Annotated in this window: 18 protein-coding genes; 7 read left to right on the forward strand and 11 right to left on the reverse strand. The window is 65.6% G+C overall.

The window, feature by feature from the left end; genetic code table 11:
* Positions 1-177: 177 nt before the first annotated feature.
* Genes B5D60_RS01410 through B5D60_RS01420 form a run of 3 tightly spaced genes read right to left on the reverse strand, consistent with a single transcriptional unit; the run spans position 178 to position 2886 of the window.
* The gene (locus tag B5D60_RS01410) at positions 178-726 is read right to left on the reverse strand and encodes a hypothetical protein (protein ID WP_197684361.1); all 549 of its coding nucleotides are present in this window, start codon (positions 724-726) and stop codon (positions 178-180) included.
* 1 nt (position 727) lies between these two features.
* Complete coding sequence (locus B5D60_RS01415; RefSeq protein WP_078698492.1) at positions 728-1888, reverse strand: DUF262 domain-containing protein; 1161 nt, start codon at positions 1886-1888, stop codon at positions 728-730.
* A gap of 38 nt (positions 1889-1926) precedes the next feature.
* Positions 1927-2886 (reverse strand): NaeI family type II restriction endonuclease, encoded by a 960-nt coding sequence (locus tag B5D60_RS01420; protein WP_197684362.1) that lies wholly within the window; start codon positions 2884-2886, stop codon positions 1927-1929.
* Positions 2887-2950: 64 nt separating this feature from the next.
* Between B5D60_RS01420 and B5D60_RS16655 the strand changes: the two genes are divergently transcribed.
* Positions 2951-3781 (forward strand): HNH endonuclease, encoded by an 831-nt coding sequence (locus B5D60_RS16655; protein WP_153302826.1) that lies wholly within the window; start codon positions 2951-2953, stop codon positions 3779-3781.
* Here B5D60_RS16655 and B5D60_RS01425 read toward each other — a convergent pair.
* Positions 3767-4747 carry a DNA cytosine methyltransferase gene (locus tag B5D60_RS01425; protein ID WP_078698493.1) on the reverse strand — a complete coding sequence of 327 codons (981 nt, stop codon included), beginning with the start codon at positions 4745-4747 and terminating at the stop codon, positions 3767-3769. The two genes, B5D60_RS16655 and B5D60_RS01425, sit on opposite strands and share 15 nt — an antisense overlap.
* 151 nt (positions 4748-4898) lie before the next feature.
* On the opposite strand from B5D60_RS01425, the gene B5D60_RS01430 reads away from it, so the two are divergent.
* Complete coding sequence (locus B5D60_RS01430) at positions 4899-5318, forward strand: very short patch repair endonuclease (RefSeq protein ID WP_078698494.1); 420 nt, start codon at positions 4899-4901, stop codon at positions 5316-5318.
* 690 nt (positions 5319-6008) lie between these two features.
* Here B5D60_RS01430 and B5D60_RS16995 read toward each other — a convergent pair.
* The 3 genes from B5D60_RS16995 to B5D60_RS01445 form a co-directional block, all read right to left on the reverse strand.
* Complete coding sequence (locus tag B5D60_RS16995; RefSeq protein ID WP_231949077.1) at positions 6009-6491, reverse strand: IS110 family transposase; 483 nt, start codon at positions 6489-6491, stop codon at positions 6009-6011.
* A complete protein-coding gene (locus B5D60_RS17000) occupies positions 6442-7038 on the reverse strand; it encodes an IS110 family transposase (RefSeq protein WP_197684364.1) in 597 nt (198 codons plus the stop codon). The genes B5D60_RS16995 and B5D60_RS17000 overlap by 50 nt, the downstream gene beginning before the upstream one ends.
* A 432-nt stretch (positions 7039-7470) precedes the next feature.
* Positions 7471-8451, reverse strand: a complete 981-nt coding sequence (locus B5D60_RS01445; protein ID WP_078698496.1) for a TIGR03557 family F420-dependent LLM class oxidoreductase — start codon at positions 8449-8451, stop codon at positions 7471-7473.
* A gap of 134 nt (positions 8452-8585) precedes the next feature.
* On the opposite strand from B5D60_RS01445, the gene B5D60_RS01450 reads away from it, so the two are divergent.
* Positions 8586-8924 (forward strand): hypothetical protein, encoded by a 339-nt coding sequence (locus B5D60_RS01450; RefSeq protein ID WP_078698497.1) that lies wholly within the window; start codon positions 8586-8588, stop codon positions 8922-8924.
* A 644-nt stretch (positions 8925-9568) separates the two neighbouring features.
* Here the strand turns inward: B5D60_RS01450 and B5D60_RS01460 are convergent.
* Positions 9569-9958 (reverse strand): hypothetical protein, encoded by a 390-nt coding sequence (locus tag B5D60_RS01460; RefSeq protein ID WP_078698498.1) that lies wholly within the window; start codon positions 9956-9958, stop codon positions 9569-9571.
* Between the two features lie 167 nt (positions 9959-10125).
* On the opposite strand from B5D60_RS01460, the gene B5D60_RS01465 reads away from it, so the two are divergent.
* Positions 10126-10671, forward strand: a complete 546-nt coding sequence (locus B5D60_RS01465) for a hypothetical protein (RefSeq protein ID WP_078698499.1) — start codon at positions 10126-10128, stop codon at positions 10669-10671.
* Positions 10672-10691: 20 nt separating this feature from the next.
* On the opposite strand, the gene B5D60_RS01470 is transcribed toward B5D60_RS01465, so the two are convergent.
* Entirely contained in the window at positions 10692-11066 is a 375-nt protein-coding gene (locus tag B5D60_RS01470; RefSeq protein WP_078698500.1) for a PaaI family thioesterase, read from the reverse strand.
* A gap of 30 nt (positions 11067-11096) precedes the next feature.
* On the opposite strand from B5D60_RS01470, the gene hrpB reads away from it, so the two are divergent.
* The 3 genes from hrpB to B5D60_RS01485 are packed head-to-tail and all read left to right on the forward strand — an operon-like array spanning position 11097 to position 14447.
* Positions 11097-13682, forward strand: coding sequence for an ATP-dependent helicase HrpB (hrpB, locus tag B5D60_RS01475; RefSeq protein WP_078698501.1), 2586 nt, complete (start codon positions 11097-11099; stop codon positions 13680-13682).
* A gap of 22 nt (positions 13683-13704) precedes the next feature.
* On the forward strand, positions 13705-14055 hold the full coding sequence (locus tag B5D60_RS01480) for a nuclear transport factor 2 family protein (RefSeq protein ID WP_078698502.1): 351 nt from the start codon (positions 13705-13707) through the stop codon (positions 14053-14055).
* A gap of 38 nt (positions 14056-14093) precedes the next feature.
* The gene (locus B5D60_RS01485; protein ID WP_078698503.1) at positions 14094-14447 is read left to right on the forward strand and encodes a hypothetical protein; all 354 of its coding nucleotides are present in this window, start codon (positions 14094-14096) and stop codon (positions 14445-14447) included.
* Between the two features lie 27 nt (positions 14448-14474).
* Here B5D60_RS01485 and B5D60_RS01490 read toward each other — a convergent pair whose 3' ends face one another.
* Together B5D60_RS01490 and B5D60_RS01495 are read right to left on the reverse strand one after the other, a co-directional pair.
* The gene (locus B5D60_RS01490) at positions 14475-15140 is read right to left on the reverse strand and encodes a response regulator (RefSeq protein WP_197684436.1); all 666 of its coding nucleotides are present in this window, start codon (positions 15138-15140) and stop codon (positions 14475-14477) included.
* Positions 15140-16270 (reverse strand): sensor histidine kinase, encoded by a 1131-nt coding sequence (locus B5D60_RS01495; protein WP_078698505.1) that lies wholly within the window; start codon positions 16268-16270, stop codon positions 15140-15142. Before B5D60_RS01495 ends, B5D60_RS01490 begins: the two co-directional genes overlap by 1 nt.
* Between the last annotated feature and the right edge of the window lie 114 nt (positions 16271-16384).

The following is a 16384-nucleotide window of genomic DNA, read 5'->3' on the forward strand; positions in this document are numbered from 1 at the left end:
CCGAGACGACAGGTTGTCGTGGGACCCCGACCTTTCACATCCGGCCAGTCGTAGGACCTACCGATCCAGCCGGTGGGGAGACGGGCACTCGCTTGTCACCACCGGGACGATGGATCAGCGCCGTCAGTTGTCAACCCGGCCCACTGGGTGCCTCGTGACGCGATAGGAAACTAACCTTCACGGGGATTTCTCGTACGCCAGCGTCCGAGTGCCCGAAGCGTCGATCACCTCAACGCTCTCTCCCAGGAAGGTCTCGACGAGCCAGTCGTAGATGTCCTCGCATAGTTGGACATATCTTTCCGGCGCGAGCCTCTGCCCGTTGAAGACTTTGCCGTGCGCAACATCGTTCCGTATGCCGAGAAGGTCTCCCAGCGCATCCCGGCGCACCGCTGTGAGGAACAAGTCAAAGGACACCGCGTGATTCTCGCCGAATCGAGCGATCAGCTTCGTGAAAGCATCGACCGTGAGGTTTGGGGCACGCTTGAACCAGGAGCGCGAGAAGCTCAGCGCCGGACCGCCCGCCTTCTGCTCGAGGTATCCGTCGATGATGATGAATGTCACCTGTTCGAGGAAACCTGCACACCGCAGACAGAGATAGCGCCGCAGGTCTTCTTGAATCTTTTCGTTTCCGGCAGGCAGCACACGGACCGCTGATTGGTATCGCTGGTACTCCGCTTCAAGACGAGCCCAGAATGCATGCGCCTCCGATCGGGCCCCTGCAGTCATGTCACTTCTCCAGGGCGCTCAAGGCGAGGCGCAAACGACCGTAGACGTTCTCCCGATGCGACGTACTTTGGGTGACGTACTCGGTGTATTGATCATCGTCGCGGAGCTTGTTGAGGCCGTCGCGCAACTCAGTTCGGCTGGGCATCTTTTCGTGGAGGTGGAGCCACATCAGCACCGAGATCGTCGCATCCACGTGAGCAGCGTTGATGCGGCCGTTGAATCGAAGCCCGTCGCGGTCGGCTGCTGCAAACAGATGGGCCGTGGCATGCTGGAATGCATCGCCGATCGCTTGAGTGTCCAGGTCCTGGAGCTTGCGGTGTGAGCTGAGGTAGGAGTTGAGGTGGTCTGACATCGGCGGCTCGTATGCCATTCGTCGCAACTCATCGTCGTCCCAATTTCCAGCGATATCGTTCAACACCTCGAACATCGACAATGCCCGGAGAATCAGCTCGTGATCTTTTAGACGCGGACTCGGTTTGCCAAATAGCGCACGCCAGAAGCCGTCACGGTTCAGATCTCGAATCCAGTCAACCGCTGGGCCAAGGAACAGCGCCACACGGATCTCCTGAGCAGTCAACGACACTCCGCCGCTGTTCAAGCGACCGAACAAGCGGTAGACGGATTCCGGTCCATCCTCCCCGCGCGGCTCTATGACCGTTGCCTGGATGAATGTGTTGTTCAGCTTTCGCTTGCTTTCTGAAGACAGCGTTTCGTATGTCGCGTTCTGCAAGTGTTCGGCGACGTCGGCGAGAGCGAAGTCCTTCCCGTCTGGATACTTGCCAGCAAAGAAGTACTCAAGGGCTGTCAAGCGTTGCTGACCGTCCAGCACGAGGTACCTCTGGTCCTCATCGAGAACGAGAAAGATGCTGGGAACTGGCCAACCCAGAAGAAGCGACTCGATGAACTGCTCCATCTTCGCTTTCGTCCAAACGCGCTGGCGTTGGAAACCTGCGAGGCTCGCGCCGTCTGACTCATCTGGGTCAAAGCGAGGGATAACGATGTCGTCGTCGCGAAGACGCTGCACTAGTCCTCGGACGTCAAAGTCAGCCCCAAAGTAGGAGAGCGACGACTCCTTCATCTTATAGAGGCCTTCGTCGTCTTCAAGGCTTTCGTCGACTACATCGTCTTGGCTCGGCGGAGACGCGCCAGTGGGCTCAGTCATGGATCAACCGTAGACTTCGGCACGATCCCACACTCGAACTATCCCCAGGTTCGATTGATCGTCGGCGCTTCGACAACCGCGTCCTCCGGCTCAGCAAGACGCCACGTCCCGCCGTTAATCTCGGCGACCATGCCGCGCGGTGGCACTTCGGCAGGGACGATTCGAGCCGAGATGAACTCCCCCTTGCGCGGTACGTGCAGCCCGAGCGCTTCGGCGACACGTGGATCGTTGTCCTGGTGCCCGAGAACGACGATGCCTTCGGGTTGTAGCGCCGTCCGGGCACCTCCGTTTCCCCGCGCGCGCTTCATGAAATCGTCTTGTTGTGCGACAGTCGCCAACTCCGCACGACGGATTATCCGTCGCTGCACACGCCGGAATAACTCGTTGACTCGTGCCTGCCCGTGTTGGTTTCCGCGTCGTGCTTTGGCGTCGAAGATCGCCTCGCGGTCCTCATGATGGAGCTCATGGAAGAGATTGGGAGTCAATCCAGGATGACCGGGCCAAAGCCAACGAATCTGCGAACGCCCGTGCACCGAAAGCGTGCCCTTTGCGTCCCGATTGCGCCCGGGATTGAGCTTGTCTGCGGTGACGCGCACGAGACCTGCCATCCATTGAGCTGACGGATCGTTCGCCGTCAGCACCAAGGCCAGATGCCCAACCACTTCAGGCGGCAGTGTCCAGGAGCCCGCCATTGAGTACTTGCAGTCGACCTCTACACCCGCGATCTCGTAATCCGTGGCGTCGCCGTCAATGAAATCAAACTCGCGATGAAGGTTGATTTCGACGAGTGTGCCCATGTGGGTCTTCTCGGTCTTGTGGAGTTGGACGAAGCTCCATCGGCCCGTGTGCTGACCGTCGTAAAGCTGATCAAGGGTCTCGCGAAGCACCGCGGCCACGCGGTCGCCGGTTGAGTCAAGGCGATAAAGCTCATCAGTGACCGCGTCGAGCTCAGGATCGATGCCACGCGCCGGACTCAAGGTGACGCGCTCATCCGACACCAGGCCTCCTTCATGCTGTTCTGAAACCCAGAATAGAGACGTGACAGCCGGCTAGCGTCGAAATATGGTAAATGCCGCGCTTCCCGATCCGCTCAGCGATCAGCTGCGGAGCATTGTGGCCGGAGAGCGACAGCGCGCCGTGTACGGCTTGCTGTTTCGGCGGAGAGGTAATCCACCGACGGAGCATGAAATGCGGTTCTTTATCGAGAACGTAGCTGGAGAGGAATTTTGCTCGCTGGATGAAGTGCTCAGCCCTCTCGACGCGTACTTCGATATCCGACGGAACGCTGCCCCCGACGTGACGTTCGAACTCGTCGGTTGGACAGCCAAGGCTGCGTCAGCGAGTCGTCGATCATCGGTCAGCTTGCGGCTGCGCGCGGAGGTGCTCGCTTCACAGCGGTGTGCGCAGTGCGGGAGGACGCCCAAACGAGACGGAGCACGCCTCGCAGTTGTTCAAAAGATCCCGATCAACTGGGGTGGCGAGCCGCACCGTGACAACCTCGAGGCGCTGTGCGAGGAGTGCAACGTTGGTCGGCAACAATTCTTCGCGAAGTGGGACCACATCGCGGACAGGATCAGAGGAGCTGTCGCGATGGCAGATCCGCGTCAGCGGATAGGCGAACTACTTCGGGCAATGTCTCCCGACTGGGTACGCGCCGACCTGATCGAAGCCGTTGCCTGTGCCCGGGAGTACCAGGACGACTGGCAGCGACGACTCCGAGACCTTCGTTTTCTGGGCTGGGACTACGAACATCACAACCGCAAGCTCGACGTCGGCGAACGGACGTGGTCCTTTTACCGGTTGACGAAATCCGCTCCGTGGCCCGCGAACATCGCGACGGCAATCAAGCACGAGGCCCAACGCCGCAAACTGGAAGTCTTAGCTAGCAACTGACCTGAGGGCTGCGCGGCGCTCGGCGCTCGCGGCCTCCTTTATGGCAGTGGCCACAGACTCGCCCATCGCCTGAGCGACGGGTGGCGGGAACGCGTTACCGATCTGCCGGTAGGCGGCGGTCTTCTTGCCAAAGAACTTCCAGGCAGGGTCGAATCCTTGGATGCGAGCTGTCATGTCAAGTGTCAGCTTCGGGGTGTGCTCAATCGGATCACTTGCCGTCGGAGCGTGATTTGCGATGCTGCGACCATCGACTCCGAGCTTGAGCCACCCTGCCCGAGCACGCGTCGGTCCAAGGTCTGGCCCGCCGTGCTTTCTCGATCCGCCGACAAGAGTCGGCGCGATACCATTCGCCCGCTCAGCCCAGGCATCAGCGCCACTCCATCCGTCCTGCGCCATGAGTTCATGCAGTGTCTCGCCGACCGTCGGAGCGGTCGTCACGGCACTAGGCCAGTCGAAGAATGAGTCAACGTCGGGCTTGAGTGCGATCAGAATAAAACGCGGCCGCAGCTGCGGGACACCAAACTCGCTCGAATTGAATAGGTGCCAGTGGTGGTGGTAACCGAGGTCCTCGAGGCGCTCCAGAATCTGTGTCCGGTAATTGTCAAACCGTGATCCAGCGAGACCCCGAACATTTTCTAGCAGTACGGCTTTCGGACTAATCTCCTCCACAAGCCGCAGTGCCTCCGGGAATAGGTCGCGCTCGTCGTCTGCACCGAGCTGCTTGCCCGCGATGGAGAACGGGGGACATGGCACGCCACCAGCGAGGAGGTCGACACCCCGGTATGGACGTCCATCGAAGTCGTGGACGTCCTTTTCGATGATGTCCCACTCCGGTCGGTTCAGTCGAAGGGTCTCGCAGGCATCTGGATCAAGTTCGACCACAGCCGAGTGCTCGAATCCCGCCTTCTCAAGCCCCGAAGACTGTCCCCCAGCACCGGCGCAGATCTCAACGCTCGTGAGCTTCATTCAATCCTCCAGCTCGGTTCTAGACGGCGGGCACGCGACTTGGAGCCCACTACATCCGATGGTCTCAGATTACACCGACGTAATTCGGCAAAGCGATCCGTCCTTGGTCCAGGGGTGGTGAACTGAGAGCCAAGGTTCGTACCGTTGATATATGGAGTACCAGGAGACGACGACACCCGGCCGATCACGAAACATGGCAGCTATCCGAGGGACCGACACCCGGATCGAGGTCGCCGTGAGATCGGCCCTCCATCGGGCTGGACACCGGTTTCGAAAAGACCTGGTGGTCAAGACTCCCACTGTCAAGGCGCGGCCCGACATCGTCTTCACCCGGAAGCGCCTTGCCGTGTTCATCGACGGGTGCTTCTGGCACAGCTGCCCCGTACACGGATCTCGCCCGCAGCGGAATCAGGGGTACTGGAATCCGAAGCTGGATCGGAATCGCGCGCGCGACCGGGAACAAGATAACGCGCTCGCGGGGGACGGGTGGCATGTGCTGCGTTTCTGGGAGCACGAACAAGTAACTGACATTGTCGCTTCTATTGAGTCGGCAGTAGCCCATTCGGTATGAAGACCTTCGAACGGCTTCGGATCGGCACTCCAGGAATGACTTCGTGCGGGACAACCGCATGTGTCCAAAGCGAATCAGAGCCTCCTGCCAACTCGCAGGCTAGCGCTCGTGCCGAGGTCGCCGACTACGCGGACCGACAGATGCGGCGACGATCGAAAACTCACCGAACTCAACCTCGCCCACCTCGAAACCTCTCCGGGGTGCCATGCGCTGTTCGACACGCTGACCTTCGCCATAGCGCCGCAAAATACTCATGCTAATCGGGACACAACGGAGGCAGCCACTTTGCGCGCGGCAGAAAGGTCCACCCTCGCGTGCCGCGGTCTTTTCTTGTTGAGCTCAGCCTGACCCTGCGATGACAGCAGCGTTGACCAAGAGGTCGGCTGCGACCTGTGCAGAGGCGAAGATGCCCTGGAGCATCATTTAAGTAGCGGTAGCGGTCATGCGGACCATTTACCTTCCTGTCGTGTCCCGTCCAACCAGGTCGAAGACAACCGAAGACAGCATGAAGCAGAAACTGCTGTGGCAATGAAGCGGGTCCGTGTCGGGCAAGCCCGGCTCATCTCAACCTCGCCAGTGTTTCACCTTGGCATCGACCGAGGAGGTGGGCTCCCGGAAAGCGCCGTAGTGTGCAATCGGCGTGCGCAGTCGCACGCTCGAGGGACGGGTCATTCCGGCTCCCTTCTGTTGTCAACCGGTCCGGCGTAACGTCTTTTCAGCGGGTCCGGGAAGTGGCTGATCCGAAGTGTCGATGGGCGGGGGCAGGTCGACCGCGCTGGATTCTTGAGTCGCCCCGCAGTGCCCTCCCGGGCCCGTGCCAGCGGCTTTTTGGGCGTCGTCGAGGAGTTGGCGAGAGATGGCGTCGGAGATCCTTCGTTTGAGGCACCGGATCGCCTCGAGTGATTTCTTGCCTTCGGCGCGCTTGCGTCGGTAGTAGTCGCGGCCGTCGGTGTCGAGTCGGATCTGGCTGATCGCGGCAATGTGGATCATGTGGTTCATGCGCCGGTTCCCGGCCCTCGAGAGCCGGTGTCGGTTCTGCTCGCCGGAGGACGCGTCCAAGGGTGCGGTGCCGGTCCAGGACGCGAACCGGTTCCGGTCAGCGAAGCGTGTGACGTCGCCGACGTCAGCCAGGATCCGCGCTGCGACGACCGGGCCGACTCCGTGGATGTCCATCACGTGCGAGCCGCGGGCCACGACGATGGCTTTGAGTCCGGCGGTGGCCTTTTGATCTTGGCTTCGACCCCGACCAGTTCGGCAAGTTCCTCGGCGGCGATCCGCCGGCGGGTCTTCCCGGCGATGTCACGGGGCCGAACTGACGCGAGCATGGCTTGGCCTGTCCGGTGGTGATGTCACGTTTGGCCTGTCCTGGCAGCAGTTCTGCCAGCAGCGCTTGGAGCCGGTCGACGGTCTGAATCCGCCGGCGTGTGAGGGTTTCGCGGCGGTCGGTGAGCATCCGCAGCGCCTCCAGTTCGCCGTCGAGCTGCAGCACCCGCAAGGTGCTGGTCCGCACTGCGACGACGGCGACCGCGTGAGCGTCGTGGGCGTCGGTCTTGCGGTTGTGGCCGGTGTCGAAGAGCCGGACCCGTGCGGCGAGCTTCGCCGGGACGTCGACGACCTGTTCACCGTTCTCGAGGAGCCGTTGAGCGAGTGGTCGGCCCGCGCCGTTGCTTCCTTCGACCGCCCAGACTCGGTCCGGCCAGGACTTCGCGTAGCTCAGCATGGCTGTAGCCGGCCCGGTCGGTGGTGAACCGGCCGGCGCCAAGTAGCTGTTCGTGCTGGTCGACGACCTCGATCGTCGCTGAGATTTTGTGGGGATCGACCCCGATGATGACGTGCTCCATCTGCTGCTCCAGCCTGTGCTCGTTCCCGTGGATGGACGGCGAGGTGGGCATTGCTACTACGAGCAGGGCAGTCCCTTCTTGAGCCACGCCTCGTCACGGTGACCGGCGGGCTGCAGACCGAAAGTGAGCCACACCAGTTCCGCGGTGGGCAGCCGCATAGAGAGCTGCCCGCCGATCACCTGGTCCGAGTCTGGCCAGACACCGGACCTAACGGAATCGTCTAGTAGCCGCGAATGCCGCTGCGCGCGCGTCGCTTCCACGTCTCGCGATCGCATCAGAACTACGTGCATCGGCCCGACTAACCGAGCCGATCAGGCGCCAAACTCCTGCTTCAAGGCCGCCAAGATCTCTGGCGCAGCCTCGAAGAACTGGTCCTGCCCCTCGTCGCCGATCTGAAGTAACGCGAGGTCAGTGAAACCAGCCTCAGCGAACGGCCGGACTGCCTCGAGCACCGCGTCGATGTCGTTGCCGCAGGGGATCTGGCCCGCGACGTCCTCGGGGCGGACGAACTGGGTGGCCGCGTCGAACGCGGACGGGCCAGGCAGCTCGGCGTTGACCTTCCAGCCGCCCGCGAACCAGCGGAACTGCTCATGGGCTCGAGTCAGCGCCTTGTCCTGGTCGGAGTCCCACGAGATCGGCAGCTGACCGACCTTGCGTGCCGGCTTCTTCGCGGTGGTCGCCTCGTCGAAGGCCTTGACCGCATCGCCATCGGGCTCGACGGCGATCATGAAGTCGCCCCAGGGAGCGGCGATCTCGATCGACTGGAGGCCGCTGACCGCGACGCCGATGGGCACCCGCGTCTCCGGCAGGTCCCAGAGCTTCGCGGAGTCCACTCGGTAGTGGTCGCCGACGAAGTTGACGTACCCGCCGTCGAGGAGCTCGCTGATGATCTGGAGCGCCTCGGCGAACCGCTCGTGGCGAACGTTGACCGGGTTCCAGCCCTCACCGATGACGTGCTCGTTGAGGTTCTCCCCCGCGCCCAGGCCGAGCGAGAACCGTCCCTCGCTCAGAACGCCGAGCGTCGCGGCCTGCTGCGCCACGACCGTCGGGTGATAGCGCCCGATCGGGCACGTCACGTATGTCATCAACTCCAGCGTCTGCGTGGCGTTGGCGACCGCGCCGAGGGTCACCCACGCGTTCGGGCTGTGGCCCTGCTCGTCGAGCCACGGGTTGAAGTGGTCGCTCATGACGGCGAACGGGAATCCCACCTCCTCGGCGGTCTGGGCGTACTTCACCAGCTTCGTGGGCGGGGACTGCTCGCACATGAGGGTGCATCCGATGGAGAGGCTCATGCTGATCGTGTACCCGCGAGGGCACGACTCACTCTCGGCCGTGCGACATCGCGGATGAGCCATCCGCTGGCACTTCGTCACGAGAATCTGGAATCGCCGGCTACTAGCGCGTGAGGGGTGAAAGACTTCGAGCCATGAGTCGCGAGCCGGTACTGCGTGCGACATCGGAGTCAGGCGATGTGATCCTCGATCCTTCCGAAGATGCGCTGTTCATGATGTTCGAAGACCTCGAGGCGGGCGACAGCACATATCTCATCGTCGAGTCGTTGACCGACGCGACGGGACAGACGTACGCGCAGAGCGCACGCAACGACGACGGCACGTACATCGTCGAGTACCGCGACGGCCGTCCTGACCGCCACTTCGGTGCTGACGCTCAAGACATGCGCACGGCACATTCATTGATTGCAGGCTGGGCGTGCGAGATTCCTGGCTGGCGCGAAGATGTGACCTGGCGACCGGTTTCCTTCTGAGCGGTGGGTCAATCCGCCCTCTTCACCGCCCCGGGGCCAGGCGCCGGCCCACCTTCCGGTTCGCGAACGGTCTACTTCCGAAGTCGGTGACGAATTGGGCGATGAGCTCCGACTCGACGTCTTCCGGTTCTCGATCCGGAGTCTCTCGCCATGACCAGCAACTCGTCACTGTCCGCTAGTTGCCAGAGGTAGCGGCCGCCCCAGTGACCGACCGGCTCCCCAGCGCCATGGCGTCGGAACTCGTCAAGCCGCTTGGCGAGCCCACGTCGGCCTGAGGTTCCGACTGACGCCTTTCCGATGTAGAGGACTCGCGAACTCCGAACCCACGCGTCCTCGAGGGAAGGTCGATCAACGGACGGGTCCTTTCCCTTGAAGTGCCCTGCAGGACTCGCCGCCAGGAACCCAGGGGCTTCGTCCTTTTCACGTAGCACGACGTAGACGCCAGCACCACGAGGAACTGACGCGATGGGCAGCTCGTTGAACGGCACGAAACCCTTGAATCCAGCGGATGCGAGACCCGTACGTGTCCAGTCCATCTACAGAGTCTGCATCAATCGCGCCACCAGCGGCGGGGCCGCGACGGACTCACCGCATTGCCGCACGCATGTGGCGGTTCGGGTTCCGAGCGCGCGTGGATCGGTGGCCTATTCACGCGGCCTGGCTGCACTCCGTCCAGGCAGGGTGAGGGCGACCAGCCCGGCGGCAAGTCCCGTCAACAGCGACAGGAGTGAGCTGAGGAGGGTCGTCCCACCATCGAGGGCTGCCGCCAAGAACCAGCCACCGAAGATCAGCGAAACCAGCCACCAATGCCGGCGGTTCCTACCGAGTGGCTTGCCGCGCAAACCCGCCAGACCCAAGAGCGCTGGAAGCAGGCTCAGTCCGACCATGGCGCCGATCGTGACCAGGAGTCGTGCGCTCGGTTCGGGCTCGAAGGTGACGCCACTGATGACCTGGCGGTCACTGGAGGCGTACAGCCCGAGGCAGAGGATCGACCAAGCTGTGCCCGCAAAACCGGAGACGACCGAGACGATCATCCCTGCCCTCGTATACCGAGTTCGTGGCTCCAGACCGGCGGCGGACTGCATCCGCCCATGCTGGCAGTGCGAATGCGCTGGGCGCAGCCGAATCGCTGACCACTCGAAGGGGAGTCATTCCAGTCGATGCTCAGACACGACGGTCCTTGGCCCGGGACACTTGCGTCATGTTGTTCGGTCCGAGCTGGCAAGCAGGTTTCGCCGGAGGGATCGACTTCGACTTCGAGCGGGGAACGTTCTCCGAGGTCGGCAATGACGGAACGCTCCACATTCGAAGCGACGACAGGTCCTACATCCTGGCCCCGTCCCGAACGACCGTCCCGGCCATGCCACCCATCGCTTCGCCCGATCTGTGGGCATGGTGGTGCGCAAGCATTCTCTGTTGCGGCATCGGAACTCTGGTGCTCCTCGCGACTTCGGTCGTCGCCGACAACGGCTGGTCCTCGCGGGGGCGGATCGTCACGCTCGTCGCTCTAGCGGTCGCGGCGGCCGGAACGGTTGTCGCGTCCCTCAAGATCTGGCGAGTGAGCCGCGAAACCCGACCTCGGCGGGACGACGTTCTCGCCGCGGTCAGGAACCTGACTGGCCTGCCAGTCACTCGGCGCCAGGCACGCCGATTCCTCTCCGCGACAACGCACTACGTCGTCTCGGCCGACGGAACCGCCTGGGCGGTTCACGAGCGCAACCTCTATCGAGGTAACCGGACGATCTGAGCTTGGGTCAGGTAGGCGTGTCAGGACTCTTTGAGCGCGAAGGTGGCCAGCGCGTGCACGAGCGACTTCCCGTCCTGCTCCACCTCGGACTCGCAGATGGTGAGCCTGTCGCCACGTTTGCGCACCGTGGAGGTGACCGTGATCCGTCCCGGCTTGCCGGGTCGGAGGTAGGTGACCGTGAGCTGACTGGTGGCAGGCGTCTCGTTCTCCACGAGGCTGAGGATGGCTGCGCCCATCGTCGTGTCGACCAAGGTGGCGAGCAGTCCGCCGTGAACGGTGCCGGCGGCGTTGAGATGCCGGTCATCGACGTCCATGGTCAGCGTCGTCTGTCCGTCGGCTGCTTCCGGCGCATGCGCGCCGATCGTCGTGAGAAAGCCGTGGTTGGTGTCAGTCACGTGGTCTCTGTACCCGCTGCGTCCGCGAAGATGCGTCCGAGACGGGGTGGGACGCGGCACGTCGGGCAGACTGCAGGAGTGTCCGACCCGCTGCGCAGCCTGCTCGCCGCACCGCCTGACCTCCCGGTCACCGCGGGCCTGGCCGCTCTCGACGAGGCACTCCGCACCCGGGGCGTCGCGGTGGTGCACGCGCCTCCTGGCACCGGCAAGACGACCTTGGTCCCGCCCGCGGTCGCCGGCGTCGTCGCCGGACGGGTCGTCGTCACGCAGCCGAGTCGCATCGCAGCCCGCGCCGCTGCCCGTCGACTGGCGAGCCTGCTCGGAGAACCGGTCGGTGAGACGGTCGGGTACTCCGTGCGCGGCGACCGCCGCACCAGTCGACGCACGCGGGTCGAGGTGGTGACCACCGGCCTGCTGCTGCGACGGATCCAACACGATCCCGAACTGGCGGGCGTCGGCGCCGTCGTCCTCGACGAGGTGCACGAACGCCATCTCGATGCCGACCTGACCCTGGCGCTGCTCGTCGACATCCGGGCGAACCTGCGCGACGACCTGACCCTCGTGGCGATGTCCGCCACCATCGAGGCCGAGCGCACGGCGTCGCTGCTCGGTGAAAGCCACGAGCCCGCGCCGGTGATCACCGTCCCGGGTGCCCTGCACCCGGTGGAGACGGTCTGGTGCCCGCTTCCACCGGGGTCGCGCCGCACCGATGACCGGGGCATCACCCCGGCCTTCCACGACCACGTCGCCGCCACCGTCCGGCGTGCCCTCGCGGAGCACGAGGGTGACGTCCTGGTCTTCGTGCCGGGTGTCGCGGAGGTCGACGCGACGATCCGTCGCCTGGCCGGCGTGGACGCCTACGTGCACGCCCTCCACGGACGTCTGCCCGGCGCCGAGCAGGACCGCGCGCTCACCGAGGGCCCGCGTCGCCGCGTGATCGTCTCCACCGCGGTCGCCGAGTCGTCGCTGACGGTGCCCGGCGTGCGCGTCGTGGTGGACGCCGGATTCTCACGCGAGCCGCGCACCGACCACCGTCGCGGACTCGCCTCGCTGGTCACCGTCGCCGTGAGCCGGGCCGCGGCCGACCAGCGAGCGGGACGCGCCGGTCGACTCGGACCGGGCGCCGTGCTGCGGTGCTGGTCGAAGGCGGAGCACGCACACCTGGCCCCTCACCCCGAGCCCGAGATCGCCACCGCCGACCTGACCGCCTTCACCCTCGAGGTGGCGTGCTGGGGAAGTCACGACGTCCGCGAGCTGGCGCTGCTCGACCAGCCGCCGCCGCACGCCCTGTCGGCAGCCCGGCAGGTGCTGGTCGACCTTGGAGCGATCGCCGAGGACGGGACCGCCACCCCTCGGGGTCGGGTCATCGCCGGCGTGCCGGTCGATCCCAGGCTGGCGCGGGCCCTCATCGACGGGGCCGGCCTCGTCGGGACCAAACGGGCCGCCGAGGTCGTCGCGATGCTCAGCGAGGACGTTCGTGCTCCCGGCGGAGACCTCGTTGCTGCGCTCCGTGCGCTTCGCGGAGGCCAGCGGTCAGGCTCGTGGCGCAGCCAGGTCACCCGGTTGGAGGACGTCGCGAAGGAGCACGGTGCCAAGGATCAGGGTGCCGATCGGCACGCCCAGGCGCTGACCGATGACGTGGCGGTGGGCTTGGTGGTGGCGCTCGCACACCCGGACCGGATCGCGCGCAAGCGCTCCGGTGGGTCGAGCTATCTGATGACGTCCGGGACGGGCGCGGCGTTCGACCAGCGAGACCCGGGGCCCCTGTCCGGCCTGGAGTGGCTCGCGGTCGCCGATGCGGATCGGCGGTCCGGGCAGCGCGAGGCGCGCATCCGGTCGGCGGCCCCGCTCACCGAGGACCTGGCGCTGGAGGCAGCGGGCTCGCTGTGGACCGAGGTGGACGAGGTCGGCTGGACCGGAGGTCGCGTCCTGGCTCGCCGGCGCACGCTGCTGGGCGCGATCGAGCTCAGCTCCGTCCCGCTCAGCGACCCACCGGTGGAGGCGGTGACCAATGCCATCCGCGATGCGCTGGAGAGCGAAGGGATCGGGCTGCTCACCTGGTCGGAGGCCGCCACGGCACTGCGCGCTCGCCTCGACTTCCTGCACCGATCCCTCGGTGAGCCCTGGCCCAACGTGAGCGACGACGCACTGACGCGGAACCTCCAGTCGTGGTTGGGGCCGCAGCTGGCGCGGGTCCGCTCGGCGCAGGACCTGCGCCGCATCGACGTCGGCGGTGCACTGCGGGCGCTGCTCCCGTGGCCCCAGGCAGGCCGGCTCGACGAGCTGGCCCCGGAGCGGGTGGAGGTGCCCAGCGGGTCGATCGTGCGGATCGACTACTCGCAGGAGCAGCCGGTGCTCGCCGTCCGGTTGCAGGAGGTCTTCGGCTGGGACGAAGTGCCGCGTCTCGCGGACGGCAGGGTCCCGCTCCTGCTGCACCTGCTCTCCCCTGCCCGGCGTCCGGCCGCCGTCACGGCAGACCTGGATTCCTTCTGGGACAACGGCTACCCGGGCGTGCGTGCCGACCTGCGCGGGCGCTACCCCAAGCACTCCTGGCCCGACGATCCCCGCAGCGCGCCCGCCACCCGACGGACGAACCAACCTCGCCCGCGACGGTGAGCGGCGGTCCATCATCAACCCTATGGCCACCGGACGCGCCGACAGCGTGCGAGCCCTGTACCAGTCGTTCAACGAACGTGATCTCGACGTTGCTCTCGCCGCGATGGCGCCGGACGTCGACTGGCCCAACGGCTGGGAGGGCGGAAGGCTGTTCGGGCGCGACGAGGTGCGTGAGTACTGGGAACGGCAGTGGAGCGAGATTCGCCCGATGACCATCGTGCGACACATCCTGGATCGCCCCGATGGAACGGTCGAGGCCCACGTCCGCCTCGTCGTTCGCGACCCGGCCGGAAGCGTGCTGGAGCGATCCGAGGTGACTCACGTCCATGAGTTCGTCGGACCTCTCGTCCAGCGCATGACGATCGAGCAGTAGGAGAGCGCCCGCGAGCGATCCGGTCATAGACTGCGTCGATGGTGGACCTGGACGCTGTCGAAGACGGGATCTGGACGTTGCTCGCCCCCTACAGGGCTGAGCTCGAGGACGCGACGATCTACGGGATGCCCTCACTGCGCTGGCCCGGTTCTGGCGGTCACGACTACTTCGCCGCGGTGAAGCGCAGCGCGCGCAAGGTGAGCCTCTACGCCGTCGCTGTGGACACGTGGCCGGAGACGCTCGAGGGCTCCTCAGAGACGTTCAGATCCTTGCGCACCGGCAAGGCGACCTTCTCCTTCACCTCGCTGGAGGGCGAACTCAGGGCAGAGCTGGAGGCCTTCCTGCGCCGCCTGTACAAGCCGTACCGTGAGCATCACGCGGGCACGCACTGACTTTCGCTGCGTGCTCAGCGGTCGGCTCTACCCCTTGACGCGCTTGGTCTCGTAGGCCCACATCGCGACCTCGACGCGGTTGCGGGCGCCGAGCTTGTTCATCAGCGCGCCGACGTGGGTCTTCACCGTGCTCAGGCTGATGTGCAGCTCGTCGGCGATCTCGGCGTTGGTGCGGCCGCGGGCGACGGTGAGCAGCACCTCCTCCTCGCGTTCGGTGAGCGGCTCGATCGGCTGGGCAGGCCGGGAGGTTCGCTCCAGTCCCGCCAGCGTGCTGAGCAGGCGGCGGGTGATGTCGGGCGAGATGAGCGCATCGCCGTTCGCGGCGGCGTGGATCGCCTGGACGAGCAGCTCGGGCCCGGCGTCCTTGAGGAGGAAGCCTCGGGCGCCGGCCTTGAGGGCGCCGTGGATGTACTCGTCGAGATCGAAGGTCGTGATGATCACGATGGCCATGGGGTTCTCGACGCCCGGCCCAGCGAGCTGGCGGGTGGCCTCGACGCCGTCGATGCCCGGCATCCGGATGTCGAAGAGGCAGACGTCGGGACGCAGCTCGCGTGCCACCGCCACCGCCTCGTGACCGTCGGTCGCCTCACCGATGACCTCGATCCCGGGCTGCGCGTTGAGGATCATGGTGAGCCCGGTGCGGACCAGGAGCTGGTCGTCGGCGACCACCACACGGATGGTCGCAGAGCTGATCACTGGGGCACCTCGCGCGGGAGGGTCGCCTCGACGGTCCAGCCGCCGGCCTGGTCCGGCCCGGCCTCGCAGGCGCCGCCGAGCAGCTTGGCTCGTTCGGCCATGCCGAGCAGGCCGTAGCCCACCGTGGTCGCCGGTCGGGTTGCCTCTCCGTCGTCGTGCACACGCAACCGTACGACGCCGACGTCGCCGGTGACCTCCACCGTGACCGCCGTGGCGTTGAGCGAGTGCCTGATCGCGTTGGTGACCGACTCCTGACAGATTCGGTAGACCGCCACCTCCACGGGGAGCGGCAGGCCAGCGAGATCGCCGTCGGAGTGCACCTCCACCACCGGGCTCATCCGGGTCAGCTCGTCCAGATCGCCGATGCCCCGCTGCGGAGCGAAGTCGGCCGCCTCGCCGTCGCGGAGCACGCGGACCATCGTGCGCATCTCGTAGAGGGTGCGCGACGCCTCCGCCTCGATCACGGCCAGCGCCTCGACCGCCAGAGTCGGGTCGGTGGCAGCCACCGCCCGTCCCGCCTGGGCCTGGATCGCGATGGCCGACACGTGGTGCGCGACGGTGTCGTGCAGCTCGCGGGCGAGCTCACCGCGCTCGAGGGTCCGAACCTGCTGCACCTCGCGCTGGTGCGCCACCGCGCGGTAGCGCATCGCGGCCCCGAGAGCGAACGAGGCGACGACCACGGTGGTGCCACCGATCAGGTCCCCGAGGGTCTGGCTGGCCGCGAGACCGAAGACGACCGGTACGGCGACGATCGCCGTGCCGATCAGGGCCTCGCGCCCGGAAGCCCAGCGGTACAGGGAGTAGGGGAAAAGCAGGACGGCGATCATGGAGTAGAGCCCCGCGTCGGGGATGTCGTCGAGGATCAGCGGGAGGTGCAGCACCATCGCGCCGCCGAAGCCGACCGCGGTCGCCAGGAGTGGATGAGTGCGCCGCCAGAGCAGGACCGGGATCACCAGGAACGCGACCACGGTGGACAAGGGGCGCACCGGTACGTCGGATCGGAAGATCGCCTCACCCGCAGCCGTCACCAGCAGGGCACCGACCAGGACCCAGTCCCACCACACCCGCGCCGGCGGGTCCGGCGCACGGGGCTCGGCAAGGATCGAGCCGATGTTGGCGGGGAGCACCTCCCCAGCCTAGGGATCGGCGGCCCTCGTCGTACCGGACACAAGCACGAGCCGCTTCCGGTCCTTTCGGCCGAGGACTCCCCCGTTCCTGGGCCCGATGTGCGTCGCTCGCCG

The organism is Aeromicrobium choanae, from assembly GCF_900167475.1.
In the GTDB taxonomy this organism is placed as follows: domain Bacteria; phylum Actinomycetota; class Actinomycetes; order Propionibacteriales; family Nocardioidaceae; genus Aeromicrobium; species Aeromicrobium choanae.

Excerpts from the sequence above, each read along its gene's own strand:
- B5D60_RS01410 (WP_197684361.1), bottom strand. The coding sequence starts at position 726 with ATGACTGCAGGGGCCCGATCGGAGGCGCATGCATTCTGGGCTCGTCTT.
- B5D60_RS01415 (WP_078698492.1), bottom strand. The coding sequence starts at position 1,888 with ATGACTGAGCCCACTGGCGCGTCTCCGCCGAGCCAAGACGATGTAGTC.
- B5D60_RS16655 (WP_153302826.1), top strand. The coding sequence starts at position 2,951 with ATGGTAAATGCCGCGCTTCCCGATCCGCTCAGCGATCAGCTGCGGAGC.
- B5D60_RS01425 (WP_078698493.1), bottom strand. The coding sequence starts at position 4,747 with ATGAAGCTCACGAGCGTTGAGATCTGCGCCGGTGCTGGGGGACAGTCT.
- B5D60_RS01430 (WP_078698494.1), top strand. The coding sequence starts at position 4,899 with ATGGAGTACCAGGAGACGACGACACCCGGCCGATCACGAAACATGGCA.
- B5D60_RS16995 (WP_231949077.1), bottom strand. The coding sequence starts at position 6,491 with ATGGACATCCACGGAGTCGGCCCGGTCGTCGCAGCGCGGATCCTGGCT.
- B5D60_RS17000 (WP_197684364.1), bottom strand. The coding sequence starts at position 7,038 with ATGCTGAGCTACGCGAAGTCCTGGCCGGACCGAGTCTGGGCGGTCGAA.
- B5D60_RS01445 (WP_078698496.1), bottom strand. The coding sequence starts at position 8,451 with ATGAGCCTCTCCATCGGATGCACCCTCATGTGCGAGCAGTCCCCGCCC.
- B5D60_RS01450 (WP_078698497.1), top strand. The coding sequence starts at position 8,586 with ATGAGTCGCGAGCCGGTACTGCGTGCGACATCGGAGTCAGGCGATGTG.
- B5D60_RS01460 (WP_078698498.1), bottom strand. The coding sequence starts at position 9,958 with ATGATCGTCTCGGTCGTCTCCGGTTTTGCGGGCACAGCTTGGTCGATC.
- B5D60_RS01465 (WP_078698499.1), top strand. The coding sequence starts at position 10,126 with ATGTTGTTCGGTCCGAGCTGGCAAGCAGGTTTCGCCGGAGGGATCGAC.
- hrpB (WP_078698501.1), top strand. The coding sequence starts at position 11,097 with ATGCGTCCGAGACGGGGTGGGACGCGGCACGTCGGGCAGACTGCAGGA.
- B5D60_RS01480 (WP_078698502.1), top strand. The coding sequence starts at position 13,705 with ATGGCCACCGGACGCGCCGACAGCGTGCGAGCCCTGTACCAGTCGTTC.
- B5D60_RS01485 (WP_078698503.1), top strand. The coding sequence starts at position 14,094 with ATGGTGGACCTGGACGCTGTCGAAGACGGGATCTGGACGTTGCTCGCC.